Below are 21,954 nucleotides of genomic sequence, written 5' to 3' on the forward strand. Positions count from 1 at the left end.
CCGCTTGCGCGTTGCAAACGCAAAGCTGGTGGCGCAGGTTTCACGGCGACAACGCAGGGAGGAACCGATGCGCACCAAAGCCGCCGTGGCCCTCGAGGCCGGAAAGCCGCTGGAGATCATGGAAGTCAATCTCGACGGCCCCAGGGCCGGCGAGGTGCTGGTCGAGGTGAAGGCCACCGGAATCTGCCATACCGACGAGTTCACGCTCTCGGGCGGCGATCCCGAGGGGCTCTTTCCCTCGATCCTGGGCCACGAGGGGGCGGGCGTCGTGCTCGAGGTGGGCGAGGGCGTGACCAGCGTGAAGCCCGGCGATCACGTCATCCCGCTCTACACGCCCGAATGCCGCGCCTGCCCCTCGTGCCTGAGCCAGAAGACGAACCTCTGCACCGCGATCCGCTCGACGCAGGGACAGGGCGTGATGCCCGACGGCACGTCGCGCTTCTCGACCCTCGATGGCGAGACGCTCCACCATTACATGGGCTGCTCCACCTTCTCGAACCATACGGTGCTGCCGGAGATCGCGGTCGCGAAGATCCGCGAGGACGCGCCCTTCGACAAGGTCTGCTACATCGGCTGCGGCGTGACGACCGGCATCGGCGCGGTGATCAACACGGCGAAGGTCGAGATCGGGGCCAAGGCCGCCGTCTTCGGCCTCGGCGGCATCGGGCTCAACGTGATCCAGGGCCTGCGCATGGCCGGGGCGGACATGATCATCGGGGTGGACATCAACCCCGACAAAAAGGCGAAGGCCGAGTATTTCGGCATGACGCATTTCGTCAACCCGAACGAGGTCGAGAACGTCACGCAGGAGATCGTGGAACTCACCAAGACCAGGGCCGACCGGATCGGCGGCGCCGACTACTCCTTCGACTGCACGGGCAATGTCGAAGTCATGCGCGCCGCGCTCGAATGCACGCACCGCGGCTGGGGCGAGTCGGTGATCATCGGCGTGGCGCCGGCGGGCGCCGAGATCTCCACCCGGCCCTTCCAGCTGGTCACCGGCCGGGTGTGGAAGGGCACAGCCTTCGGCGGCGCGCGCGGGCGCACGGACGTGCCGCAGATCGTGGAATGGTACATGGACGGCAAGATCGAGATCGATCCGATGATCACGCACAGGCTCAGCCTCGACGAGATCAACAAGGGCTTCGACCTGATGCACGCGGGCGAGTCGATCCGGTCGGTGGTCGTCTACTGAGCCGATGGGTGGGCCGGTCCGCGATACTGCGGCGATGATCGCGGGCATGGCGCCCGTCCTGCGGCGCGGGCGCTTCGTCTTCGCCGAGACGGAGGACGCGGCGCTGCTTGCCCGCGCCTTCGCGGTGGTGCGCGAGGAGGAGGGCACCACCGCGATCCTGCCCGAGGAGGTGGCGGCGGCCGCGGGCCTCGACACCGGGCTGTCCATGGCCTGCATCACGCTGACGGTCCATTCCGCGCTCGACGGCGTGGGGCTGACGGCGGCGGTCTCGCAGGCTCTCGCCGCGGCCGGCATCCCCTGCAACGTGGTGGCGGGCGTGCAGCACGACCACCTTTTCGTCCCGGCCGAGCGGGCCGAGGCGGCGCTGGCCCGCCTGCGCGGGCTGTCGGCGCCCGAGGCGCCGCCGCTGCCCGATCCCGTCCCGGAAGTCACGATCCGACCCGCCACGCCCGCGGACGACGACGCGATCTGGGCCATCCTCAAGCCCGCGATAGAGGCAGGCGACAGTTTCACCGCCGATCCGCGCGGCGGGCGCGCGGGCGCCTTCGCCTACTGGCGGCCGCCGGGCGCTTCGAACTTCGTGGCCGAGGTCGGGGGGCAGACTCTCGGCACCTCCTACCTGAAGCCCAATCACGCCGGCGGCGGCGCGCATGTGGCGAACGCCGGCTACTGCACGGCGCCGGAGGCACGCGGGCAGGGCGTCGCCCGCGCCCTTCTGGCCCATTCGCTGCACGAGGCGCGCGCCCGCGGCTTTACCGCGATGCAGTTCAACTTCGTGGTCGAGACCAACACGCGCGCCATCGACACCTGGGCGCGGGCGGGCTTCGCGGTCGTGGGCCGCCTGCCGGGAGCCTTCCGTCACCCCACGGAAGGGCGCGTGGACGCGCTGGTGATGCACCGCGCGCTGTGACCGCGCATTGTGCCGGCGCCGGGGATGCGCGATTGTGGCCCCGACCATTCGGAGGGTGCATGGCCAACGACGACCGCAACAAGCTCCTCGCCGTCCTTATCGACGCGGACAACGTGCCGGCGAAATACGCCCGCGCGATCCTGAAGGAGATCACGAAATACGGTGAGCCGGGCCTGCGCCGGGTCTACGGCGACTGGTCGAACCAGCGGCTGTCGGGCTGGACCCGGACGGCGCAGGAACTGGGTCTGGTCCAGCACCAGCAGACGGCGAACACCAAGGGAAAGAACGCCTCGGACATCGGCCTCGTGATCGACGCGATGGACATCCTGCACGCGGGCCACTTCGACGGCTTCGTGCTCGTCTCCTCGGACAGCGATTTCACGCGGCTGGCCTCCCGCATCCGCGAGCAGGGGCTGACCGTGATCGTGATCGGCGAGGCCAAGGCGCCCGACGCGCTCAAGAACGCCTGCAACCGTTTCGTCGCGATCGAGAACGTCTACGAGGACGACTCGAAACCCGCGCAGGACAAGGCGGCCGAGAAGCTGACCGGCAATTCGATCACCGAGGCCCGCAATCTCTTCTTCGACGCAATGGAGAAGCTCGACGCCGAGGACGAGTGGTTCCCACTTGGCCGGATCGGACAGCAGATCCAGGCCGACCATCCGGATTTCGACACGCGCACCTACGGCAAGCGCAAGCTGTCTGACCTCGTGTCCGAGCTCAAGGTGTTCGAGACCAAGCGCGGGCCGAACAACCAGCTTCTGGTGCGGCGGGTGGACTGACGAAGATTATTCGTACGAAGAATCTTCTGGTCTATCGCCGCGCCCGTAGCGCGCCATGAATGTCTCGACCGCGCCTTCGATGACGCGCGCGACCTCCGCCTCGGGAAATCGGCGGTCGATGCCGAAGACGAGCCTGGGCCAGAGATCCGCCTTGCAGAGTTCGGCGAACTGGTCGGCGGCGAGGTCGTAATCCTCGATCGCGAGCTCTCCGCGCGCGGCAGCGCCGCGCAGGTATTCCGTCATCCGCTCACGCACCAGCGCCGGCCCGCTCTGGTAGAACTCGCGACCCAGCTCGGGGAAGCGGTCGGCCTCCGCCACGCAGATACGGAAGACGCGCTGTCCGAAGTCCGACAGGATGAAGTCCAGCATCCGCTGGGCGGCGAGGCGCAGCACGGTGCGCGGCGGCGCGGACAGGTCGATGAGCTGCAGCGACTCTTCGGCCTGTCGCGCGCATTCGGTCCGCGCGACCTCCATGAAGAGCAGCCGCTTGTCCGCGAAGTAGCTGTAGAGCGTGGCCTTGCTGACGCCCGCCTCCCGCGCGATCGCGTCCACGCTCGCGCCCTCGTAGCCGTCGGCCATGAAGACCCGGCGCGCGCCCTCGAGCACCTGATCGTACTTGCGGCCCTTCTGCGCGGGGCCGCGCGCCGTCCGGGCGGGTGCGTTCATCACGGATCCTCCTCGCTCAAGACGATAAACCGAACCGTTCAGTATCGGCAACACGGACTTGGCCCTTGCCGTTCCCGGTTGTTCTATTAGTTTAGAACCATTCTAATTCATGAATGGAGTCGCGCATGCGGTTCTTCAGCCAGCGCCGGCGTTTCAGCGATCTCTCCGAGCAGGAGGTGCTCGCGCTCGCCATCTCGTCCGAAGAGGACGACGCCCGGATCTATCGCAGCTATGCCGAGCGCCTGCGCGCGGACTACCCCGACACAGCCCACGTCTTCGAGGGCATGGCCGAGGAGGAGGACCGCCACCGCCAGCGTCTGATCGCGCTCCATGAAAAGCGGTTCGGCAAGACGATCCCCTTGCTGCGGCGCGAGCATGTCGCCGGCTACTATGCCCGCCGGCCCGTCTGGCTGGTCGAGAACCTCGGCATCGAGCGGATCCGCGCGGAAGCCGAGATGATGGAGCGGGACGCCGAGCATTTCTACCACATCGCGGCGCAGCGCAGCACGGACGCCGAGACGCGCAAGCTGCTGGGCGATCTGGCCGCAGCCGAGGCCGCGCATCAGCAGACCGCGGACCGGCTCGCCGAAGAGCATCTGGCCGAGGATGCGAAGACCGCCGAGGATCGCACGGCGCGGCGGCAGTTCGTCCTGATCTGGGTCCAGCCGGGGCTCGCCGGTCTGATGGACGGCTCGGTCTCCACGCTCGCGCCGATCTTCGCCACCGCCTTCGCCACGCAGGATACCTGGACGACCTTTCTCGTCGGGCTCGCGGCCTCGGTGGGCGCGGGCATCTCGATGGGTTTCACGGAAGCCGCTTCGGACGACGGCGAACTCTCCGGGCGGGGCTCCCCGGTCAAGCGCGGGGTCGCCTCGGGCGTGATGACGACCCTGGGCGGCCTGGGGCATGCGCTGCCCTATCTGATCCCCGATTTCTGGACCGCGACCACCATCGCGGTGCTCGTCGTCTTCGTCGAACTCTGGGCCATCGCATGGATCCAGAACCGCTACATGGACACGCCCTTCTTCCGTGCGACCTTTCAGGTGGTGCTGGGCGGCGCGCTGGTCTTTGCGGCGGGCGTGCTGATCGGCAGCGGCTAGCCTAGATAGGCGCGCAGCGCGGGCGGCGGGTTGGCGAAGAGCGCCTCTGTCGGCGCGGGCGCGGCGGCGCGGCCCTCGGCCACCAGCACCACCGCGTCGGCCACGCGCCGCGCGTCCTCCGGCGCGTGGGTGACCATGAGCACGGTCGCGCCTTCCGCCCGCGCCAGCTCCGCCACAAGGTCGAGCATCTCGCCACGCTGCGCCGGGCCGAGGGCCGAAAAGGGCTCGTCCAGCAGCAGCAGCGGCTTGCGCTGGAGAAGGGCGCGGGCGAGCGCCACGCGCCCCTGCTGGCCGCCGGAGAGCTGCGCGGGCCTGCGCGCGCCGAAACCGGAGAGGCCGACGCGATCGAGCGCGGCCTCGACCCTTTCCCGTTGTTCGGGCGTCAGCCGCCGCTTCGGCGTGAGCGCCAGCGCGACGTTCTCCGCCGCGGTCAGGTGGGGGAAGAGGTTGTTGTCCTGGAAAAGCATCGCCACCGGGCGCGCGCCCGGCGCGAGCGGCGTGAGGTCGCGGCCCTGCCAGAGCACGCGCCCGGCCTCGGGCGCGAGAAAGCCTGCCACCACGTCGAGCAGCGTGGACTTCCCCCCGCCGGACGGGCCGAGCACCGCCGCGATGCGGCCGGGCGCGAGCGTCCAGTCGGCCGTCAGACGGAAGTCGCCGTGCCCGGCGGACAAGGCTTCAAGTTCGAGCAACGCGGCCTCCGCGGTCGAAGGCCCAGAAGAGCGCGAGACTCATCGCCAGCAGTAGAAGCGCCGCGCCCGCCGCGGCCTCCATCCGGTAGGCACCCATCAGACGATACATCTGCAGCGGGAGCGTCGCCCGCTCCGGATCAGCGAAAAGCGCGATCACGCCCAGATCACCCGCCGAGAGCGCCGCCGTCAGGCCGGCCGCGAAGCCCAGCGGCCGGCGCAGCCGCGGGAGCGCCACACGCGTCCAGAACCATCGCCCGGTGAGGCCGAGCGACAGGCAGAGCCGGCCGTAGTCGCTGCGCACCGCCTCCAGCTCGGGGCGGATCACCCGGAGAGCGAAGGGCAGGGCCATCAAGGCGTTGACCGCGGCCGTCACCGGCAGCGCGACGTCGCCGGGCGAGGCCACCGGCCGCAGGATCAGGAAAAGCCCGGTCCCCAGCACGAGCGGCGACACGGCGATCGCCGAGACCGCGAGCACCTCGCCGCCGCGCGAGGCCAGCGGCAGCGCGAGCGCGACCGTCAGCACGGTGGATCCGAGAGCCACCGCCAGCGAATAGCCGGCCGCGCGCCAGACCTGCGCGGGCATCTCGAAGAGCCCCGGCACCCCGCGCGCGACGATCATGGCCAGAGGCACCAGCAGGAAGGCGGCGACCAGGGTCAGCCAGGCCGCGTCCTGCGCGCGCAGCGCCGCGCGCGCGGCGTCCCAGCGCGGCGTCACGCGGTCGAGCCCCGCGCCCATCGCGGGCGGCAGAGCCAGCCGTGCGGCGAGTGCCGCGGCGCCCGCCGCCAGAAGAAGCTGGACCACCGACAACAGCGCCGCGCGGCCCAGGTCGAACTCGAAGCGGAAGGCCTGGTAGATGGCGAGCTCCACCGTCGTGGCGCGGGGGCCCCCGCCCAGCGTCAGCGCGACCGCGAAGCTGGAAAGGCAGATGACGAAGATCACCACCAGCGCGCCCGGCGCCGCCCGAAGCAGCATCGGCACTTCCAGCAGGCGAAAGACCGCGCCGGGCGGCAGCCCGAGCGTCGCGGCGAGGCGGAAGCGCTCGGCCGGGATGGCGAGCCACCCTTGCAGGATCAGCCGCGTCGCGAGCGGCAGGTTGAAGAAGACATGCGCCAGAACGACGCCGTGCAGACCGTAGATCGAGAGCGGCTCGAAGCCCAGGAGCACAAGCGCACGGCTTGCGATCCCGTTCTGGCCGAAGACCGCCAGCAGGCCGAAGACCGCCACGACGACCGGCAGGATGAAGGGCGCGCCGAGCAGCGTGACGAGAAGGGACCGCCCGGGAAACTGGCGCCGCGCGAGTGCGCGGGCGGCCGGAACGGCGAGCGCCACGGAGAGGAGCGCCGAAAGCGACGCCTGCGTCAGGGAAAACCGCACCGCGGCCCAGTCCGCGGGGCCGAGGGCGCTGGCGCCCCCGGCGCGCCAGAACACGGCCGCCAGGGGCAGCAGCACGGCGAGGGCGACGAGCGCCCCCGCCAGCCGGGAGAGAAGCGCGGGCATCCCCAACCGCGCCGCTCTCCCGGGGCTCACCGCGTCGGCGCGCGCGGGGCGAGTGGCCTGCCCCTGCGCCGCGCCGTCAGCGGGAGAGACCGACACGCCATTCCTCGAGCGCGGCGTCGCGGATCTCCGCGGCCTCGGCGGGCGTGAAGAGCAACGCCTCGTCCGGCGTGATCAGCGTCTCGAACCCTTCCGGCAGGCCCTCGGGGGGCGTGACGGCCGGATACATCCAGTTGGTCGTCGGGATCACCGACTGGAACGCCGGCCCCGTCATGAACTCGAGGAACTGCCGCGCGAGCTCGGGCTCCTCGGTGCCCTCCAGCATCCCCGCGACCTCGACCTGCATGTAGTGGCCTTCCTCGAAGGGGGCCGCGGCCTTCGTCGGGTCGTCCTCGGCGATCAGGTGATAGGCCGGCGAGGTCGTGTAGCTCAGAACCATGTCCGCCTCGCCCTCGAGGAAGAGGCCGTAGGCCTCGGACCAGCCGGGCGTGACGGTCACGACGTTGTCGGCCAGCCCGTCCCAGATCGCCTGCGCCTCGTCGCCGTAGGCCGCCTTGACCCACATCACCAGTCCGAGGCCGGGCGTCGAGGAGCGCGGATCCTGAATGAGGATGCTGGCGTCGCTCTCGGCCAGTTCGGTGAAGGATCCGGGGGCGTCGAAGTCCGCGTCGTGAACGAAGGCGAAATAGCCCCAGTCGAAAGGCAGGAAGTGTGGATCCTCCCAGGCGACCGGCAGGTCGAGCTCGGGCGACAGGCCGTGCCCGGCGAAGAGCCCCGTTTCGCGCGCGGCATGGGTGAGGTTCGTGTCGAGCCCGAGCACGATGTCCGCCTCGGTGCTCTCGCCCTCGAGTCGTATCCGCGAAAGCAGCGCGGCGCCGTCGCCCGCGGCGACGAAGGTCAGGTCGCAGCCGCAGACCTCCTCGAAGGCGCTCTCGATCTGCGGGCCGGGCCCCCAGTCGGAGACGAAGCTGTCGTAGGTGTAGACGGTGAGTTCCGGCGTCTGCGCCTGGGCGGCGGCGGCGCCGGTGACGAGTCCCGCAGCAATCAGAAGGGATCGCATGGTCTTGCTCCTTTCGTCGCGACGGGCGGAGCAAGTCGGGGGATGTCTTCGGATCCCCTTACCTTCCCTCCGCCGGTCCTAACCGGGTCAGGTTCAACGGGTTCGCTTGCGCATCTCAGCCCCAAAGGGCACCCCGAGGTAGGTGGAAAGCTAATCCTGTGGCGCGCAGAGGACAAGGGGGCGCCCGGCTGCGACGGCGGCGGGGGGCGCTGCCCCCGTCGCGCGGTCCCCCGCGCGACTCCCCCGGGGTATTTCCGGCAAGAGGAAGAAATGGACCCATGGTGTGCCCGACGCGCTCCGGCGCCGCGCCTTGGCGGGGGGCGAAACGGCTTGTGAGCGCCGGCCCCGGGGGCTAGACCGCGCGCCAGAGGAGGGCGGCGATGAGCCTCAACACCTTTGGCCATGTCTTTCGCGTGACCACCTGGGGCGAGAGCCACGGACCCGCGCTGGGTGCCGTCGTGGACGGCTGCCCGCCGGGCGTGCCGCTCGCGGAGGCCGATCTGCAGGTCTGGCTCGATCGCCGCAAGCCCGGCCAGAGCCGCTATGTCACCCAGCGGCGCGAGCCCGATGCCGTCGAGATCCTGTCGGGCGTCTTCGAGGGGCGCAGCACCGGCACGCCGATCCAGCTTCTGATCCGCAACGCGGACCAGCGCAGCAAGGACTATTCGGAGATCGCCGGGAAGTTCCGGCCGGGCCATGCCGACATCGCCTACTGGCAGAAATACGGGTTGCGCGACTATCGCGGCGGCGGGCGGTCGTCCGCGCGGGAGACCGCGGCGCGGGTGGCGGCGGGCGGCGTGGCGCGCGCGGCGCTTGCGGAACTCGCGCCTGCGCTCTCGATTCAGGGGTACATGGTGCAGATCGGCCCGCATCCGATAGACCGCGGCCGCTTCGACGCGGAGGAGATCGCCCGCAACCCGTTCTGGTGCCCGGATGCGCAGGCAGCGGAGGGCTGGGCCGATTACCTGGACGGGTTGCGCAAGTCCGGCGACAGCGCGGGAGCGATGGTCGAGGTGGTGGCGCGCGGCGTGCCCGAGGGCCTGGGTGCGCCGGTCTACGGCAAGCTCGACGCCGACCTCGCCGCCGCGATGATGAGCATCAACGCGGTGAAGGGCGTGGAGATCGGCGAAGGCATGGCGGCGGCGGCGCTGACCGGCAGCGCGAACGCCGACGAGATCTTCATGGGCAACGACGGGCGTCCGGCCTACGCCTCGAACCACGCGGGCGGCATCCTCGGCGGAATCTCGACAGGGCAGGACGTGGTGGTGCGCTTCGCCGTCAAGCCCACCTCGTCGATCCTCACGCCGCGTCGCACGATCACCACCGCCGGCGAACCCGCCGAGATCGTGACCAAGGGGCGGCACGACCCCTGCGTGGGCATCCGGGCGGTGCCCGTGGGCGAGGCGATGATGGCCTGCGTGCTGCTCGACCACCTGCTTCTGGACAGGGCGCAGACAGGGGGCGCGCGGGGCCCGATCGGTTAGGCCCTTGCTGGAAATCCTCGCCATCACCTTCCCGATCTTCGCGCTGGTCGCGCTGGGCTACGGCTCGGTGCGCTTCGGCGCCTTCCAGCCCTCGGACATGCGGGCACTGGGGCTTTTCGTGATGAACGTGGCGCTGCCGGCGCTGCTCTTCAACGCGGTGGCCGAGCGGTCTCTGACCGAGACGCTGAGCCCCGCCTATCTCTCGGTCTTCCTGGCGGGCGGGCTCGCGACGATCGTGGTCACCTGGCTCTGGCACACGGCGCGTGGGACGGGGCCGGCGCGCAAGGCGATCGCGGTGATGGGATCGACGTGCCCGAACTCCGGCTATGTGGGCTACCCGCTGATGCTTCTGCTGCTGCCCGAGCAGGCGGGGCTGATCCTGGCCATGAACCTCGTCGTCGAGAATTTCGTGCTGATCCCGCTCACCCTGCTGCTGCTCGAGGGCTCGCGCCCGCGGGACGGCGCGGGCCTCTGGTCGCGGCTCTCGGCGCTCTTCTGGGGCGTGATCCGACGACCGATGGTGCTGGGTCTGATCGCCGGTGTCGCGGTCTCGCTCGCCGGCCTGTCGCTGCCGTCAGGCTTCACGCGGCTGCTGGATCTGCTGGCCCAGTCGACCGGGGCGATCGCGCTCTTCGTCATCGGCGGATCGCTGGTGGGCCTGCCGATCAAGGGCAACCGGTCGCTCGCGGCCGAGATCGTCGCCGGCAAGCTGCTCGTGCATCCGGCGCTTACCGCGCTGGCCCTGGTTTTCCTGCCGCTGGCCACGGGGCTGCCGCTGATCAATCCGGACCTTCAAATGGCGGTGATCCTGTCGGCGGCGATGCCGATGTTCGGCATCTACGCGCTGCTCGCCCAGGACTATGGGCACGAAGGCATCGCCTCGCTCGCGCTTCTCGGTGCGACCGCGGGGGCGTTCTTCACCCTGACCGGTCTTCTCGCGATTCTGAGCTAGCGTCTCGCCGCTTCGACCGCGCGCTGCTTCGCGAGCTGAACCGCAAGGATGCCGAAGGCGATGATCGTGACGCCCAGGATGTCGATCGGACCGAGACGCTCGCGTAGGAGCACGGCGGCGATCGCCACGCCAAGGAACGGGTTGAGGAAATGGAAGGTCGCGGCCTTCACGGCACCGATCCGGTGGACCAGCAGGAACCAGACGAGCGTGGCTGCGAGGCCCGGCACGAGGATGGTGTAGATGTAGGCCGCGACGAGTTGCCACGACCACGCCACCCTGACCTCTTCGAGCAGGAGCGCGAAGGGCAGCAGCGCCACCGCGCCCACGAGCATCTGCAGTCCGACGACCATCAGGAAGTTGCCGCCCGAACTCACCCCGCGCATCGTCAGCGTCGCCACCGTCAGCGCGAGGACGCCGATCACGCAGAGCGTGACGCCGAAGGGGTCCGCACCGCCCTGGAACCGCGCGCCCATGATGAGCGCCACGCCCGCGAAGCCCGCCAGCAGGCCGGCGACCCCGAGGGGCGGCACCCGCTCGCCCAGCACGAGCCATCCGGCGAGCGCCACCAGAAGCGGCATGGAAGAGGCGATGATCGCGGCGAGCGAGGCCTCGACGGTCTGAAAGGCGACCCAGTAGAGGCCCAGATAGAGCGCGTTCTGGCAAATGCCGAAGACGATCGTCGCGCGCCACTGGGGGCGGGTGAGATGCCAGCTCTGCCCGAGCGCACGGGCCAGCGCGATTCCGAGGGCGCCGGCAATGAAGAAGCGCAGCGACAGCGCCGTGAGCGGCGGTGCCGCGGTGGAGATCACGCGGCCCGCAGTGAAGGCGGAGGACCACATGAGCGCGAAGGCGAGTCCCATGCCGATCGCGCGCAGATCCATCCGGACCCTCCGTGTTTTCTCGGGCCGCGATACAAAAATCTTTCGAACGAAAGATTTTCAGGCGCCGGACAGACGACCGAAGAATTTTCGTACGAAAATTCTTCCTGGCGCCATGCGTTCGACGGCCGGGCGCGATCCCGGCCGTCTTCAGGCAGCCGGACCCCGCCCGGCGCGACGGATGTCAGCCGTTCGCGCTGTCCTTGAGGGCCTTGGCGATGGTGACCTTCACCTGCTTGTCGGCCTCTTTCTTGAACTGCTCGCCCGTGGCCGGATTGCGCACCATGCGCTCGGGGCGCTCGCGCAGATAGAACTTGCCCACGCCCGGAAGGGTCACGGCGCCGCCATCCGACACTTCTCGGGTGATGACATTGCAGACCGCGTCGAGCGCCGCGCCGGCGGTCTTCTTGTCACTGCCCATTTCCTCCGCCAGCGCGGCCACAAGCTGGGTCTTGGTCATCGCCTTGGCCATTCTGAATCTCCCTTCACTGCCCCTGATCCTTGGGCCAAACTGACCCGATTTAACTGCATATGGCATGCAAACACAACAAATAGTGGTGTTTGACAAGTCCAAATCGCGGCACTGGCCGCCGAAGCGTGGCGCGGCGGCGTCACAGAAAGGCGGTCTCGTCGAAGCTGCGCAGCTTCCGGCTGTGGATGCGCTCCAGCGGCATCGCCGCGATCAGTTCCATCGCGCGCACGCCGATCGCCAGGTGCCGCGCGACCTGCGTGGTGTAGAACTCGGACGCCATGCCGGGCAATTTCAGCTCTCCCTGCAAGGGTTTGTCCGATACGCAGAGCAAGGTGCCGTAGGGCACGCGGAAGCGGAAACCATTGGCGGCGATGGTCGCGCTCTCCATGTCGAGGGCGATGGCGCGGGACTGGCTCAGGCGCTGGACCGGGCCTGTATGCTCGCGCAGTTCCCAGTTTCGGTTGTCCACGCTGGCAACCGTGCCGGTGCGCATGATCCGCTTGACGTCGTAGCCCTCGAGCGCGGTTTCCTCGGCGACGGCGCGCTCCAGCGCGATCTGGATCTCGGCCAGTGCGGGAATCGGCACCCAGACCGGCAGATCGTCGTCCAGCACCCGATCCTCGCGCAGATAGGCGTGGGCCAGCACGAAGTCGCCCAGGCTCTGCGAGTTCCTGAGCCCGGCGCAATGGCCCACCATGATCCAGGCATGCGGGCGCAGGACCGCGATGTGGTCGGTGGCCGTCTTGGCGTTGGACGGCCCCACGCCGATGTTCACCAGGCTCACGCCCTGACCATCAGGCCGCTTGAGGTGATAGCTGGGCATCTGCGGCAGCTTGGCGGGCGGGGGCAGCGGCGCATCGGGCTCGGTGATCTCGACGTCGCCCGTTGCGACGAAGCTGGTATAGCCGCTGTCCGGGTCGGCGAGCTTGGCGCGGGCGACCGCCTCGAACTCGGCCACGTAGAACTGGTAGTTGGTGAACAGCACATGGTTCTGGAAGTGGCCCGGATCCGTGGCGGTATAGTGCCGCAGCCGCGCCAGCGAATAATCGACCCGCTGCGCGGTGAAGGGGGCGAGCGGCAACTCGCCGCCGGGGCCGGACCCGGCGACGCCGTTGACGATGTCGTCGTTGGTGGTCGTCAGGTCCGGCACGTCGAAGACATCGCGCAGCGGAAACCGCGCCGCGCCCTCCTGCGGAACCGAAAGGCCCGGGCGGTCGGCCACCGCGAAATGCACGGGGATCGGCGTGCTCGACGGGGCGATCTCGACCGGCGCGCCATGGTTGCGGATCAGCAGGTCGAGCTGCTGGCGCAGGTAGTTGGCGAAGAGCTCGGGGCAGGTGATCGTCGCCGCATAGGTGCCGGGCGCGGCCACGTGCCCGAAGCTCAGCCGGCTGTCCACCTCCGCGAAGCTCGTCGTGGTCAGGCGGATCTCGGGATAGAAGGCGCGGTAGCGATGGCCGGGATGGCCCTCGCGCATGCAGCGCTCGAACCCCTCTGCAAGAAAGGTGGTGGCCGTCCGGTAGAGCTCCGCCAGATGCGCGACGGCCGCGTCCGGTTCGGTGAAGCGGCGCGGCGGAGGCATGTCGGGGGTCACGACGTGCGTCGTGGCATGGGGCATGGGGCGCATCCTGGAACGGTCTGCCCGTGGGCAGGTCGCGCGCAAGTTGACAGCTTGGCCGGGCGCGATCAAGCTGCCGCGGCAAGGGGACGTGCATGGATTACGAGACGGTCAGCCCGGCGGATTTCGGCCGCGCCCTGCGCGGACTCGGCCTCAATCTGCTCGTGCGCGACGTGGCGCGCAGCGCGGCCTTCCTCGAAGCTGCCTTCGGCATGCAGGCGCATCGCCTGTCGCGGGATTTCGCCATCGTCGAATACGGCGGCGCGCGGTTCCAGCTGCATGGCGACCACACCTACGGGGCCAATGTGCTGCTGGGAATGCTGCCCGAGGCCGGGCCGCGCGGCGGCGGGATCGAGCTGCGGCTCTACGACAGCGATCCCGACGCCGCTGCGGCGCGCGCCGCTGCCGCAGGCGGCCAGGTGCTCGCCCCGCCGCGCGACAAGCCGCACGGTCTGCGCGAGGCCGTGATCCTGGATCCCGACGGCTACGCCTGGCTGCCGTCCTGCCCGCTTTCGCCAGAGGAGACGCCGCAATGAACGCACCGCACCGTGCCGCCGATCTCGACCAGCCCGACCTGCGCGCCGATCTCGCCGCCGCCTTCCGCTGGACGGCCCGGCTCGACATGCACGAGGGGGTGGCGAACCACTTCTCGGTCGCCCTCGACGCAGAGGGGCGGCGGTTTCTCATCAATCCGAACCAGATGCATTTCGCGCGTATCCGCGCCTCCGACCTGATCGAGGTGGACGCGGAAGATCCCGCCACCCTCGACCGCCCCGACGCACCGGATCCGACCGCCTGGGGCCTGCATGGCGCGATGCACCGCGAGGTGCCGCAGGCGCGCTGCGTGATGCATGTGCATTCGCCCTACGCCACGGTGCTGGCCTGCCTGGAGGATCCCAGGCTGCCGCCGCTCGATCAGAACGCCTGCGCCTTCTTCGATCGGGTGGTGGTGGACCGGGACTATGGCGGGCTCGCCTTCGAGGAGGAGGGCGCGCGCTGCGCCGCGCTCTTCGACGATCCCAAGAAGAAGGTCATGCTGATGGGCAACCACGGCGTCCTGGCGATCGGCGAGACCGTGGGCGAGACCTTCGACCGGCTCTACTACTTCGAACGCGCGGCGGCGACCTACATCCGGGCGCTCTGGACGGGCCGCGCCCTGTCGGTCCTGCCGGACGAGATCGCCGAAAAGACGGCGCGCGAACTCGAGAGCTACCCCGGCGACGCGGGGCGGCATCTGGCCGAGTTGCGCGCGATCCTCGACGCGGAAGGGTCGGACTACGCCGAGTGACGCGGCCACGCGGGAGGGCCTGCAGGGAGGAGAGACATGACGGACCCGCGCCTCGTGCCCGAGGGGCCGCGGCCGGCCGGTCAGGACGCCTCGGATCTCATGACCCTGAGCTACCGGAGCGTGGCGCAGGAGGATCTCAGCCAGCCCGCGATCGACGGAATGGTGACCAAGGCGCAGCGGTTCAATGCAAGCGCCGGCATCACCGGCGTGCTGCTGCACGACGGGCGCTATTTCCTGCAGATTCTCGAGGGGCCGCTCGAGCAGGTGACGCGGCTGTTCTCCTCGATCTCCGCGGACACGCGACACTCGGAGATCCTGCCCTTCGCGATCCGCTGGCTGATCCGGCGGCGGTTCGACGACTGGTCGATGCGGCTCATCGGGCCGATGGCGACGCGCGCGGTCGCCGCGGACATGGCCGAGATCGACGGCGCGGATCCCGCGCGCATCGACAGGCTCGCCACGGATGTCCTGGCCATGCTGCGGCGCTAGCTCAGATCGCCGGCAGGACGAGGACGCCGAGATAGACCGCATAGGCCGCCAGAAGCGCGGCGCCTTCGCACCGGCTGAGGCGCCATCCCGTGACCGCGAAGAGCGTGAGCGCGACCGCCGCGCCGAGCATCACCCAGATGTCGAGGCGCGCGATCTCGGCTGGCACCGGCAGCGGCGCAGCCAGCGCCGTCACCCCGAGGATGCCCAGCACGTTGAAGATGTTCGAGCCGATGACGTTGCCGAAAGCCACCGCGCCCTGCCGCTTGAGCGCCGCGACGATCGAGGTGACCAGCTCGGGCAGCGAGGTGCCGACCGCGACGAGGGTGAGACCGATCACCGCTTCCGACAGGCCTGCAGCGCGCGCCAGCGCTACCGCGCCGTCCACCAGCAGCCCTGCGCCGATCACCACACCGGTGATACCGGCTGCCGCGACGCTCAGGCCCGCGCCCAGCCCCAGCGCCGGCCGGTCCGGCACTTCACCGGCCAGAGCGGCGCCCGCTGCGCTGTCGGTCTTCCAGACAAACCAGGTATAACCGAGCACGAGCAGAAGGAGCGCCGCCCCGGTCGCCGCGCCGAAGCCGTCCGCGAGCACCAGGCCCGTGAGCAGCAGGCTCGCGGCCACCAGAACGGCGCCGTCGCGTGCGAAGCTTCGCCGCTCCACGATCATCGGGGACAGCAGGGCGGCTACGCCCAGGATCAGCAGGACGTTGGCGATATTGGAGCCCACGACGTTGCCCAGCGCTACGGCGGGCGCGCCGTCGAGCGCCGCGCGAAGGCTCGCCACGAGCTCCGGCGTCGAGGTGCCGAAGCCGACCAGCGTGAGCCCGATCATCAGCGGGGAGACGCCCAGCCGCACGGCCGCCGCGACGGCGCCCCGCACGAGCATCTCGCCACCGCCGAGAAGCAGGACGAGCCCGCCTGCCACCAACGCCCAGTTCTCCATTCTGCAATGCCTTTCACGGGGCGATCCGGCCTGAACAGGGTCGCCGGCGCGCCGCCCCGATGCGCGCCGGCCAGCTGAGATCGGAACGCGCGGCGACGGTTCAAGGTCCGCCGCGAAAAGCCGCGAGAAATCTTCGCCTCAGAGGGCCTTGCGGAAGGCGACGACGAACATGCGGTCGTCGGCGTGCGGGCTGTCGGAGCCTTCGGCGTAGATGCGCTCGGGCGTCAGCGAAAGCGCCGTGATCGCCTCGCCCAGCGCGTCGAGCTTCGCCTCGAAGCCCGAGGGCGCGTAGACGCCCTCGTGCACCGAAAGCACGAAGAGCGCGCCCGGCGCCGCCGCCCGGAGCAGCTCGTCGAGCGCCTCGGGGCCGACGTGCCCGTGGGTGAAGGTGCCGGCGCTCACCATGCCCGCGTAGAGCCCGGGTTCGACCGGCAGGCCCTGCAGGATATCGGCCTCGATCAGCGCGCGATAGACGCCCTTGCCGCGCGCGATTTCCAGCATTTCGGGCGAGAGGTCGGTGGCGTCCACCGGCCCGACGCCGAGCGTCGCCAGCGCCTCGCCCACGAGGCCCGTGCCGGCGCCCACGTCCAGAACCGGGCCGGCGCCCCCCGCCGCGGCATAGGCCGCCGCCACCACGCCCGGCGCTCGGTAGCCGCTCGCCGCGGCGAAGTCGGTATCGTAGGTCTCTGCCCAGCCCTCGTAGAGCCGCTTCGCCGCCTCGGGCCCGTCCAGCCCGTAGGCAGCGTCGACGTCGGGTGTCTTCTGCTGTGCCATGGCCGCATGAAACCGCGCCCGCGCACGGTGCGCAAGCCGATTGACGCGACGGATCGAATCGGTTTGGCCTCCGTCGGAGCTTGCACGCCGGTGACCGGCCGCCCCTCGAAGGAGTGCCGCATGCTTCAGGTTCTGGGCGGCGTATGGGCGCTTCTGTTCGGAATGGCGCTCATCATGATCGGCAACGGCATGCAGGCCACGCTGATGGGCGTGCGCGGCGGCATCGAGGGCTTCTCGTCCGCCGAACTCTCCATCGTGACGGCGGGCTATTTCCTCGGTTTCCTCTCGGGGGCGCAGCTGGCGCCGCGACTGATACGCAGCGTGGGGCATGTGCGGGTCTTCGCCGCGCTGGGGTCTTTCATGTCCGCCGCCCTGATCGCCTTTCCCCTGATCGCCGATCCCTGGGCCTGGACGCTGCTGCGGATCGCGCTGGGCTTCTCGATGTCCGGTGTCTACGTCACCGCCGAAAGCTGGCTCAACAACGCCGCGACGAACGAGATGCGGGGCAAGCTGCTGTCGGCCTACATGCTGGCGCAGATGGCCGGCATGATCGCCGCGCAATGGCTCGTCACCGTGGCCGACGCCGCAGGCCCGGCGCTCTTCATCGGCGCGTCGATCCTCGTTTCGCTCTCCTTCGCGCCGATCCTGCTCTCCGCCGTGCCGCTTCCCGCCGCCGAGCTGACGAAACCCATGAGCCTGCGGCGCCTCTACGAGGGCTCTCCGCTGGGCACCGTGGGCGTATTCCTGCTGGGCGGGGTCTTTGCGGCACAGTTCGGCATGGCCTCGGTCTATGGCGCGCAGGCGCGGCTTTCGGTGGACGAGATCGCGCTGTTCGTCGCCATGATCTTCGTGGGCAGCGCGGTGTTCCAGTTCCCGGTGGGCTGGCTCTCGGACCGGATGGACCGGCGGGTGCTCATTCTCGGTCTCGCCGCCATCGGCGCGGCGGCGGGCGCCCTCGGCTATCTCTCGGACGCAGCTCTGGCGCCCTTGCTCGTCGCGGCCTTCGTCATGGGCGGCATGGCGAACCCGCTCTATTCGCTCTTCATCGCCTATACCAATGACTTCCTCGAGACCGAGGACATGCCGGCCGCCTCCGGCGGACTTGTCTTCACCTACGGCCTCGGCGCGATCGCCGGGCCGCTGGTGACGGGGGCGGCGATGGAAGCGGGTGGCGCCGAAAGCTTCTGGCTGGTGCTGCTCGCTCTCTTCGCCGCAATCGCCGCCTATGCAGCCTGGCGCATGACGCGCCGCCCGGCGGTGCCCGTGGACGAAACAGGCGCCTATGTCGGCGTCATGCCCACCTCATCGCCGGTGGCGCTGGAAGCGGCGCAGGAATGGTCCCAGGAGCTGGCCGAACAGGAAGAGGCGGCCGCCGAGAGCGGCGCGCCCTGACGGGCCGGATCAGGCCGCGTCGAAATCCAGCACCAGCTTGTCGGAGGTCGGCCGCGACTGGCAGGCCAGTACGAAGCCCGCCTCGATCTCCCAGGGTTCGAGCGAATAGTTCACCGCCATCTCGGCGCTGCCCTCCTCGACCTTGCAGCGGCAGGTGCAGCACATGCCGCCCCGGCAGGAATAGGGCAATTCCAGCCCCTGCCGCTCGGCGGCCTCGAGCACCGTGTCGTCCTCGGCCCCCACGGAGAAGGCGCGGCGCGCCCCGTCCAGCACGACCTCGACCTGCACGCCCTTCTCGGCGGCGGCCTGCGCGGCCTCGGACCGGGTGGGGCGGGGGCCTTCGCCCTCGGTGAAGAAGCGCTCGAAATGGATGCGCTCGGCCGGCACGCCCTTGCCCGTCAGCGCCTCTGCCACGTCGTCGATCATGCCGCCGGGACCGCAGAGAAAGATGCCGTCGGCACCCTCGATGTCCACCGCGCCGGCATTGGCCAGCCGGACGATCCGCTCGCCGGTGATCCGACCGTTCAGCAGCTCCACGTCCTGCGGCTCGCGGCTGAGCACGTGGATCAGCGTGAAGCGGTCGACGTAGCGGTCCTTGAGCGCCTCGAGCTCTTCGCGGAACATGATGTGCTGCGTGTCGCGGTTGCCGTAGATCAGCGTGACCTCGGCGCCCGCGGCCAGCCGCTCGGCCGCGATCGAGACCATCGGCGTGATGCCGGAGCCGGCGGCGACAAGCACGAGCTTCCGTTCGTTCTTCGGCACGAAGCGGCCCTCGGGCGGCATCACCCGGATCACCTGCCCCGGCTCCAGCCCCTGGCAGAAGGTCGAGAAGAGCCCGCCCTCGACATGCTTGACGCCCACCGTCAGCGGCTTGCCGGGCGCGGAGGCGATGGAATAGGAGCGCCGCTCGTCTTGGCCCTCGACCTCGGCGCGCAGGGTCAGATACTGCCCCGGCTTCCAGGCGAAGGCCTCCTTCAGATCCTCGGGCACGGCGAAGCTCACCGCGACGCTGTCGGGGGTCTCGCGGCGCACGTCGGCGATGGTCAGCTCGTGGAACATGTCGCTCCTCCTCAGAGGCACTTGAAGTAGTCGAAGGGCTCGGCGCAGGCCTTGCAGCGGTAATGCGCCTTGCAGGGGGTCGAGCCGAACTCCGAAAGCCGCTCGGTGTCGGTCGAACCGCAGCGCGGGCAGGCGACCGTGGGCGCGCCGAAGAGCGTGGCCTTGCCGCCGCTCTCGACGGGCGGCGCGATGCCGTAGTCGCGCAGTTTCTCGCGCCCCTCCGCGGTAATCCAGTCCGTGGTCCAGGGCGGGCTCATCACCCGCTCCACCCGTGCCTCGAACCCCGCCTCGCGCAGCGCCTGCTCGACGGCGAACTCGATGGCCAGCGTCGCGGGACAGCCCGAGTAGGTGGGCGTGACGCCGGCGACGGCGACCCCGTCCTCCAGCCGCACCCAGCGCAGGATGCCGAGATCGGCCACCGTGACGCAGGGCACCTCCGGGTCGGGCACGGCGGCCGCCGCTTCCCAGGCCGCCTCTGCGCTTTCCTGATGACAGACGTTCACCAGACCGCCCCCGGATGCGCGCGGTGCGTGACCTGCATCTCGGCCAGCATGTGGCCCAGCGCCTCGCCATGCTGCATCTCGCGCCCGCCCTGCTGCGGGAAGGGCACCTGCGGGATCTCCAGTCGCGCCTCGGCGAAGATCTCGCCGATCACCCGGTCCCATTCCGGCCGGATCGCCGCCCGGTCGGGCAGGGCGTCCACGCCCCTGGCCGCCGCGGAGCTGTGGAAGAGCTCGTCGGTGTAGCGGTGCAGCTCCTCGACGGCCTCCTGCATGCGCCGTGCGCTTTCCTCCGTCCCGTCGCCCAGCCGGATGACCCACTCCCCGGCATGGCGGATGTGATAGGCCATCTCCTTCACCGCCTTGCCCGCGATGCCGCGCACCGTCTCGTCGGGGCTTTCCAGCGCGGCCTTCCAGTAGGGCTCCATGAAGGCCGCGAAATAGAGCTGGCGCAGCATGGTCTGGGCGAAGTCCCCGTTCGGCCGCTCCACCAGCAGGCAGTTGCGATACTCCATCTCGTCGCGCAGATAGGCCAGCGCATCCTCGTCGCGCCCCGCGCCCTCGACCTCGCCCGCGTAGGTGTAGAGCGTGCGCGACGTGCCGATCAGGTCCAGCGCCATGTTGGGCAGCGCCAGATCCTCCTCCAGCATCGGCGCATGGCCGCACCACTCGCTGAGCCGGTGGCCCAGCACCAGGTGGTCGTCGGCCAGTTCCAGAAGAGCCTCGAACAGCGCCATCACATGTGCCCCACGTCGTCCGGAATCTCGTAGAAGGTCGGGTGGCGATAGACCTTGCCCGCCGTCGGCTCGAAGTTCTCGGCCGCCTGATCAGGGTCGGAGGCCGTGATCGCCTTGGACGGCACCACCCAGATCGAGGTGCCCTCGCCCCGCCGCGTGTAGACGTCGCGCGCCGCGTTGAGCGCCATGACCTCGTCGGCCGCGTGCAGGCTGCCCACATGCTTGTGGCTCAGCCCGTTGCGGGGCCGGATGAACACTTCCCAAAGAGGCACTTCACCGCTCATCGCGCCCACTCCCTTCAATGGTCCTGAAATACCCCGGGGGTGCGGGGGCAGCGCCCCCGCGCTACGCCCGGACCCTTGTCACTCGGCCGCGATCGGCGCCGCTTCGGCCGCCCGCTGCCGCCGCTTCTCGGCATGCGCCAGCGCCGCCTCGCGGACCCAGGCGCCGTTCTCCCAGGCCGCCTTGCGGTCGCGGATGCGGTCGCGGTTCATCACGCCGCCGCCCTTGACCACGCGCCAGAACTCGTCCCAGTCGATGGGGCCGAAGTCGTAGCCGCCCTTCTCCTCGTTCCACTTCAGCTCCGGGTCGGGGAAGGTGAGGCCCAGGTACTCGCCCTGCGGCACGGTCGCGTCCACGAACTTCTGGCGCAGCGCGTCGTTCGAGAAGCGCTTGATCTTCCACGCCATGTTCTGGTCGGAGTGCTGGCTGTCGCTGTCATGGGGGCCGAACATCATCAGCACCGGCCACCACCAGCGGTTCAGCGCGTCCTGCACCATCTCGCGCTGGGCCGGCGTGCCTTGCGCCAGCGTCATGACGATCTCGTAACCCTGCCGCTGGTGGAAGCTCTCTTCCTTGCAGACGCGGATCATCGCGCGGGCATAAGGGCCATAGGAGCAGCGGCAGAGCGGGATCTGGTTCATGATCGCAGCACCATCCACCAGCCAGCCGATGATGCCGATGTCGGCCCAGGTCAGCGTGGGGTAGTTGAAGATGGAGGAATATTTCGCCTTGCCGGAGTGCAGCTCCTCGGTCATCTGCTCGCGGGAAACGCCCAGCGTCTCGGCGGCGGAGTAGAGGTAGAGGCCGTGGCCGCCCTCGTCCTGCACCTTGGCGAGCAGCGCGGCCTTGCGCTTGAGCGAGGGCGCGCGGGTGATCCAGTTGCCCTCGGGCAGCATGCCGACGATCTCGGAATGGGCGTGCTGGCCGATCTGGCGGATCAGCGTCTTGCGGTAGCCCTCCGGCATCGCGTCGTTGGGCTCGATCTTTTCCTCCGCGTCGATCCGCTTCTGGAACGCCTCGAGGAACTCGGGGCTCTCGCCCGTCTTTCCGTCGGCTCCGATCAGACCCTGTGCATACATCGCGCATCTCCTCCTAAAGGCTTACGCAGAGTATATGTTACGAAATGGCTTGCTCCAAGGATTTTTTGTAACACTTGCGCCGGAGCGCCGCCATCTCCATGAAATGCCTC

The 21,954-nt window shown here is 69.7% G+C and carries 24 protein-coding genes and 1 riboswitch; of the genes, 10 read left to right on the plus strand and 14 right to left on the minus strand.

The window, feature by feature from the left end; genetic code table 11:
* Positions 1-67 precede the first annotated feature (67 nt).
* The 3 genes from DRV85_RS06805 to DRV85_RS06815 are packed head-to-tail and all read left to right on the plus strand — an operon-like array spanning position 68 to position 2,887.
* Complete coding sequence (locus DRV85_RS06805) at positions 68-1,195, plus strand: S-(hydroxymethyl)glutathione dehydrogenase/class III alcohol dehydrogenase (protein WP_113288707.1); 1,128 nt, start codon at positions 68-70, stop codon at positions 1,193-1,195.
* A gap of 34 nt (positions 1,196-1,229) precedes the next feature.
* On the plus strand, positions 1,230-2,105 hold the full coding sequence (locus DRV85_RS19735; RefSeq protein ID WP_338066967.1) for a GNAT family N-acetyltransferase: 876 nt from the start codon (positions 1,230-1,232) through the stop codon (positions 2,103-2,105).
* A gap of 59 nt (positions 2,106-2,164) precedes the next feature.
* Positions 2,165-2,887, plus strand: a complete 723-nt coding sequence (locus DRV85_RS06815) for an NYN domain-containing protein (protein WP_113288709.1) — start codon at positions 2,165-2,167, stop codon at positions 2,885-2,887.
* Between the two features lie 6 nt (positions 2,888-2,893).
* On the opposite strand, the gene DRV85_RS06820 is transcribed toward DRV85_RS06815, so the two are convergent.
* On the minus strand, positions 2,894-3,553 hold the full coding sequence (locus DRV85_RS06820) for a TetR/AcrR family transcriptional regulator (protein WP_113288710.1): 660 nt from the start codon (positions 3,551-3,553) through the stop codon (positions 2,894-2,896).
* A 125-nt stretch (positions 3,554-3,678) separates the two neighbouring features.
* Between DRV85_RS06820 and mbfA the strand changes: the two genes are divergently transcribed.
* Complete coding sequence (mbfA, locus tag DRV85_RS06825) at positions 3,679-4,653, plus strand: iron exporter MbfA (protein ID WP_113288711.1); 975 nt, start codon at positions 3,679-3,681, stop codon at positions 4,651-4,653.
* Here the strand turns inward: mbfA and DRV85_RS06830 are convergent.
* From DRV85_RS06830 to thiB, 3 genes are all read right to left on the minus strand, one after another.
* Positions 4,650-5,342: a thiamine ABC transporter ATP-binding protein gene (locus tag DRV85_RS06830; RefSeq protein WP_113288712.1), complete on the minus strand. Its 693-nt coding sequence runs from the start codon at positions 5,340-5,342 to the stop codon at positions 4,650-4,652. The genes mbfA and DRV85_RS06830 overlap by 4 nt on opposite strands.
* Positions 5,329-6,840, minus strand: a complete 1,512-nt coding sequence (locus DRV85_RS06835; RefSeq protein ID WP_113288713.1) for a thiamine/thiamine pyrophosphate ABC transporter permease ThiP — start codon at positions 6,838-6,840, stop codon at positions 5,329-5,331. The genes DRV85_RS06830 and DRV85_RS06835 overlap by 14 nt, the downstream gene beginning before the upstream one ends.
* Positions 6,841-6,916: 76 nt before the next feature.
* Positions 6,917-7,897: a thiamine ABC transporter substrate binding subunit gene (thiB, locus tag DRV85_RS06840; protein ID WP_113288714.1), complete on the minus strand. Its 981-nt coding sequence runs from the start codon at positions 7,895-7,897 to the stop codon at positions 6,917-6,919.
* Between the two features lie 47 nt (positions 7,898-7,944).
* A riboswitch (TPP riboswitch) is annotated at positions 7,945-8,043 on the minus strand.
* Positions 8,044-8,277: 234 nt separating this feature from the next.
* Here thiB and aroC point away from each other — a divergent pair.
* Positions 8,278-9,381 (plus strand): chorismate synthase, encoded by a 1,104-nt coding sequence (gene aroC, locus DRV85_RS06845; protein ID WP_113288715.1) that lies wholly within the window; start codon positions 8,278-8,280, stop codon positions 9,379-9,381.
* 4 nt (positions 9,382-9,385) lie between these two features.
* Positions 9,386-10,333 carry an AEC family transporter gene (locus tag DRV85_RS06850; RefSeq protein WP_113288716.1) on the plus strand — a complete coding sequence of 316 codons (948 nt, stop codon included), beginning with the start codon at positions 9,386-9,388 and terminating at the stop codon, positions 10,331-10,333.
* Here the strand turns inward: DRV85_RS06850 and DRV85_RS06855 are convergent.
* From DRV85_RS06855 to DRV85_RS06865, 3 genes are all read right to left on the minus strand, one after another.
* The gene (locus tag DRV85_RS06855; RefSeq protein WP_113288717.1) at positions 10,330-11,214 is read right to left on the minus strand and encodes a DMT family transporter; all 885 of its coding nucleotides are present in this window, start codon (positions 11,212-11,214) and stop codon (positions 10,330-10,332) included. The two genes, DRV85_RS06850 and DRV85_RS06855, sit on opposite strands and share 4 nt — an antisense overlap.
* Before the next feature lie 181 nt (positions 11,215-11,395).
* Positions 11,396-11,683 (minus strand): HU family DNA-binding protein, encoded by a 288-nt coding sequence (locus DRV85_RS06860; RefSeq protein ID WP_113288718.1) that lies wholly within the window; start codon positions 11,681-11,683, stop codon positions 11,396-11,398.
* A gap of 139 nt (positions 11,684-11,822) precedes the next feature.
* The gene (locus DRV85_RS06865; protein WP_113288719.1) at positions 11,823-13,301 is read right to left on the minus strand and encodes an AMP nucleosidase; all 1,479 of its coding nucleotides are present in this window, start codon (positions 13,299-13,301) and stop codon (positions 11,823-11,825) included.
* A gap of 95 nt (positions 13,302-13,396) precedes the next feature.
* Here DRV85_RS06865 and DRV85_RS06870 point away from each other — a divergent pair, with 95 nt between their 5' ends.
* Genes DRV85_RS06870 through DRV85_RS06880 form a run of 3 tightly spaced genes read left to right on the plus strand, consistent with a single transcriptional unit; the run spans position 13,397 to position 15,078 of the window.
* Positions 13,397-13,837, plus strand: coding sequence for a VOC family protein (locus DRV85_RS06870; protein ID WP_113288720.1), 441 nt, complete (start codon positions 13,397-13,399; stop codon positions 13,835-13,837).
* Positions 13,834-14,589, plus strand: coding sequence for a class II aldolase and adducin N-terminal domain-containing protein (locus tag DRV85_RS06875; protein ID WP_113288721.1), 756 nt, complete (start codon positions 13,834-13,836; stop codon positions 14,587-14,589). The genes DRV85_RS06870 and DRV85_RS06875 overlap by 4 nt, the downstream gene beginning before the upstream one ends.
* Before the next feature lie 36 nt (positions 14,590-14,625).
* Entirely contained in the window at positions 14,626-15,078 is a 453-nt protein-coding gene (locus DRV85_RS06880) for a BLUF domain-containing protein (protein ID WP_113288722.1), read from the plus strand.
* A gap of 1 nt (position 15,079) precedes the next feature.
* Here DRV85_RS06880 and DRV85_RS06885 read toward each other — a convergent pair whose 3' ends face one another.
* On the minus strand, positions 15,080-16,021 hold the full coding sequence (locus tag DRV85_RS06885) for a calcium/sodium antiporter (protein WP_113288723.1): 942 nt from the start codon (positions 16,019-16,021) through the stop codon (positions 15,080-15,082).
* A gap of 138 nt (positions 16,022-16,159) precedes the next feature.
* Complete coding sequence (locus DRV85_RS06890; RefSeq protein WP_113288724.1) at positions 16,160-16,795, minus strand: class I SAM-dependent DNA methyltransferase; 636 nt, start codon at positions 16,793-16,795, stop codon at positions 16,160-16,162.
* A gap of 120 nt (positions 16,796-16,915) precedes the next feature.
* Between DRV85_RS06890 and DRV85_RS06895 the strand changes: the two genes are divergently transcribed.
* Positions 16,916-18,187, plus strand: coding sequence for an MFS transporter (locus DRV85_RS06895; RefSeq protein WP_113288725.1), 1,272 nt, complete (start codon positions 16,916-16,918; stop codon positions 18,185-18,187).
* Between the two features lie 9 nt (positions 18,188-18,196).
* On the opposite strand, the gene DRV85_RS19690 is transcribed toward DRV85_RS06895, so the two are convergent.
* From DRV85_RS19690 to paaA, 5 genes are all read right to left on the minus strand, one after another.
* Positions 18,197-19,246: a 2Fe-2S iron-sulfur cluster-binding protein gene (locus tag DRV85_RS19690; protein WP_113288726.1), complete on the minus strand. Its 1,050-nt coding sequence runs from the start codon at positions 19,244-19,246 to the stop codon at positions 18,197-18,199.
* An 11-nt stretch (positions 19,247-19,257) separates the two neighbouring features.
* The gene (gene paaD / locus DRV85_RS06905; protein ID WP_199525850.1) at positions 19,258-19,749 is read right to left on the minus strand and encodes a 1,2-phenylacetyl-CoA epoxidase subunit PaaD; all 492 of its coding nucleotides are present in this window, start codon (positions 19,747-19,749) and stop codon (positions 19,258-19,260) included.
* Positions 19,746-20,483, minus strand: a complete 738-nt coding sequence (gene paaC, locus DRV85_RS06910) for a 1,2-phenylacetyl-CoA epoxidase subunit PaaC (RefSeq protein WP_113288727.1) — start codon at positions 20,481-20,483, stop codon at positions 19,746-19,748. The genes paaD and paaC overlap by 4 nt, the downstream gene beginning before the upstream one ends.
* The gene (paaB, locus tag DRV85_RS06915; protein ID WP_113288728.1) at positions 20,483-20,767 is read right to left on the minus strand and encodes a 1,2-phenylacetyl-CoA epoxidase subunit PaaB; all 285 of its coding nucleotides are present in this window, start codon (positions 20,765-20,767) and stop codon (positions 20,483-20,485) included. Before paaB ends, paaC begins: the two co-directional genes overlap by 1 nt.
* 78 nt (positions 20,768-20,845) lie before the next feature.
* Positions 20,846-21,844 (minus strand): 1,2-phenylacetyl-CoA epoxidase subunit PaaA, encoded by a 999-nt coding sequence (paaA, locus tag DRV85_RS06920; protein ID WP_113288729.1) that lies wholly within the window; start codon positions 21,842-21,844, stop codon positions 20,846-20,848.
* Positions 21,845-21,954: the final 110 nt, after the last annotated feature.

The sequence above is a fragment of the Rhodosalinus halophilus genome (assembly GCF_003298775.1).
In the GTDB taxonomy this organism is placed as follows: Bacteria; Pseudomonadota; Alphaproteobacteria; order Rhodobacterales; family Rhodobacteraceae; genus Rhodosalinus; species Rhodosalinus halophilus.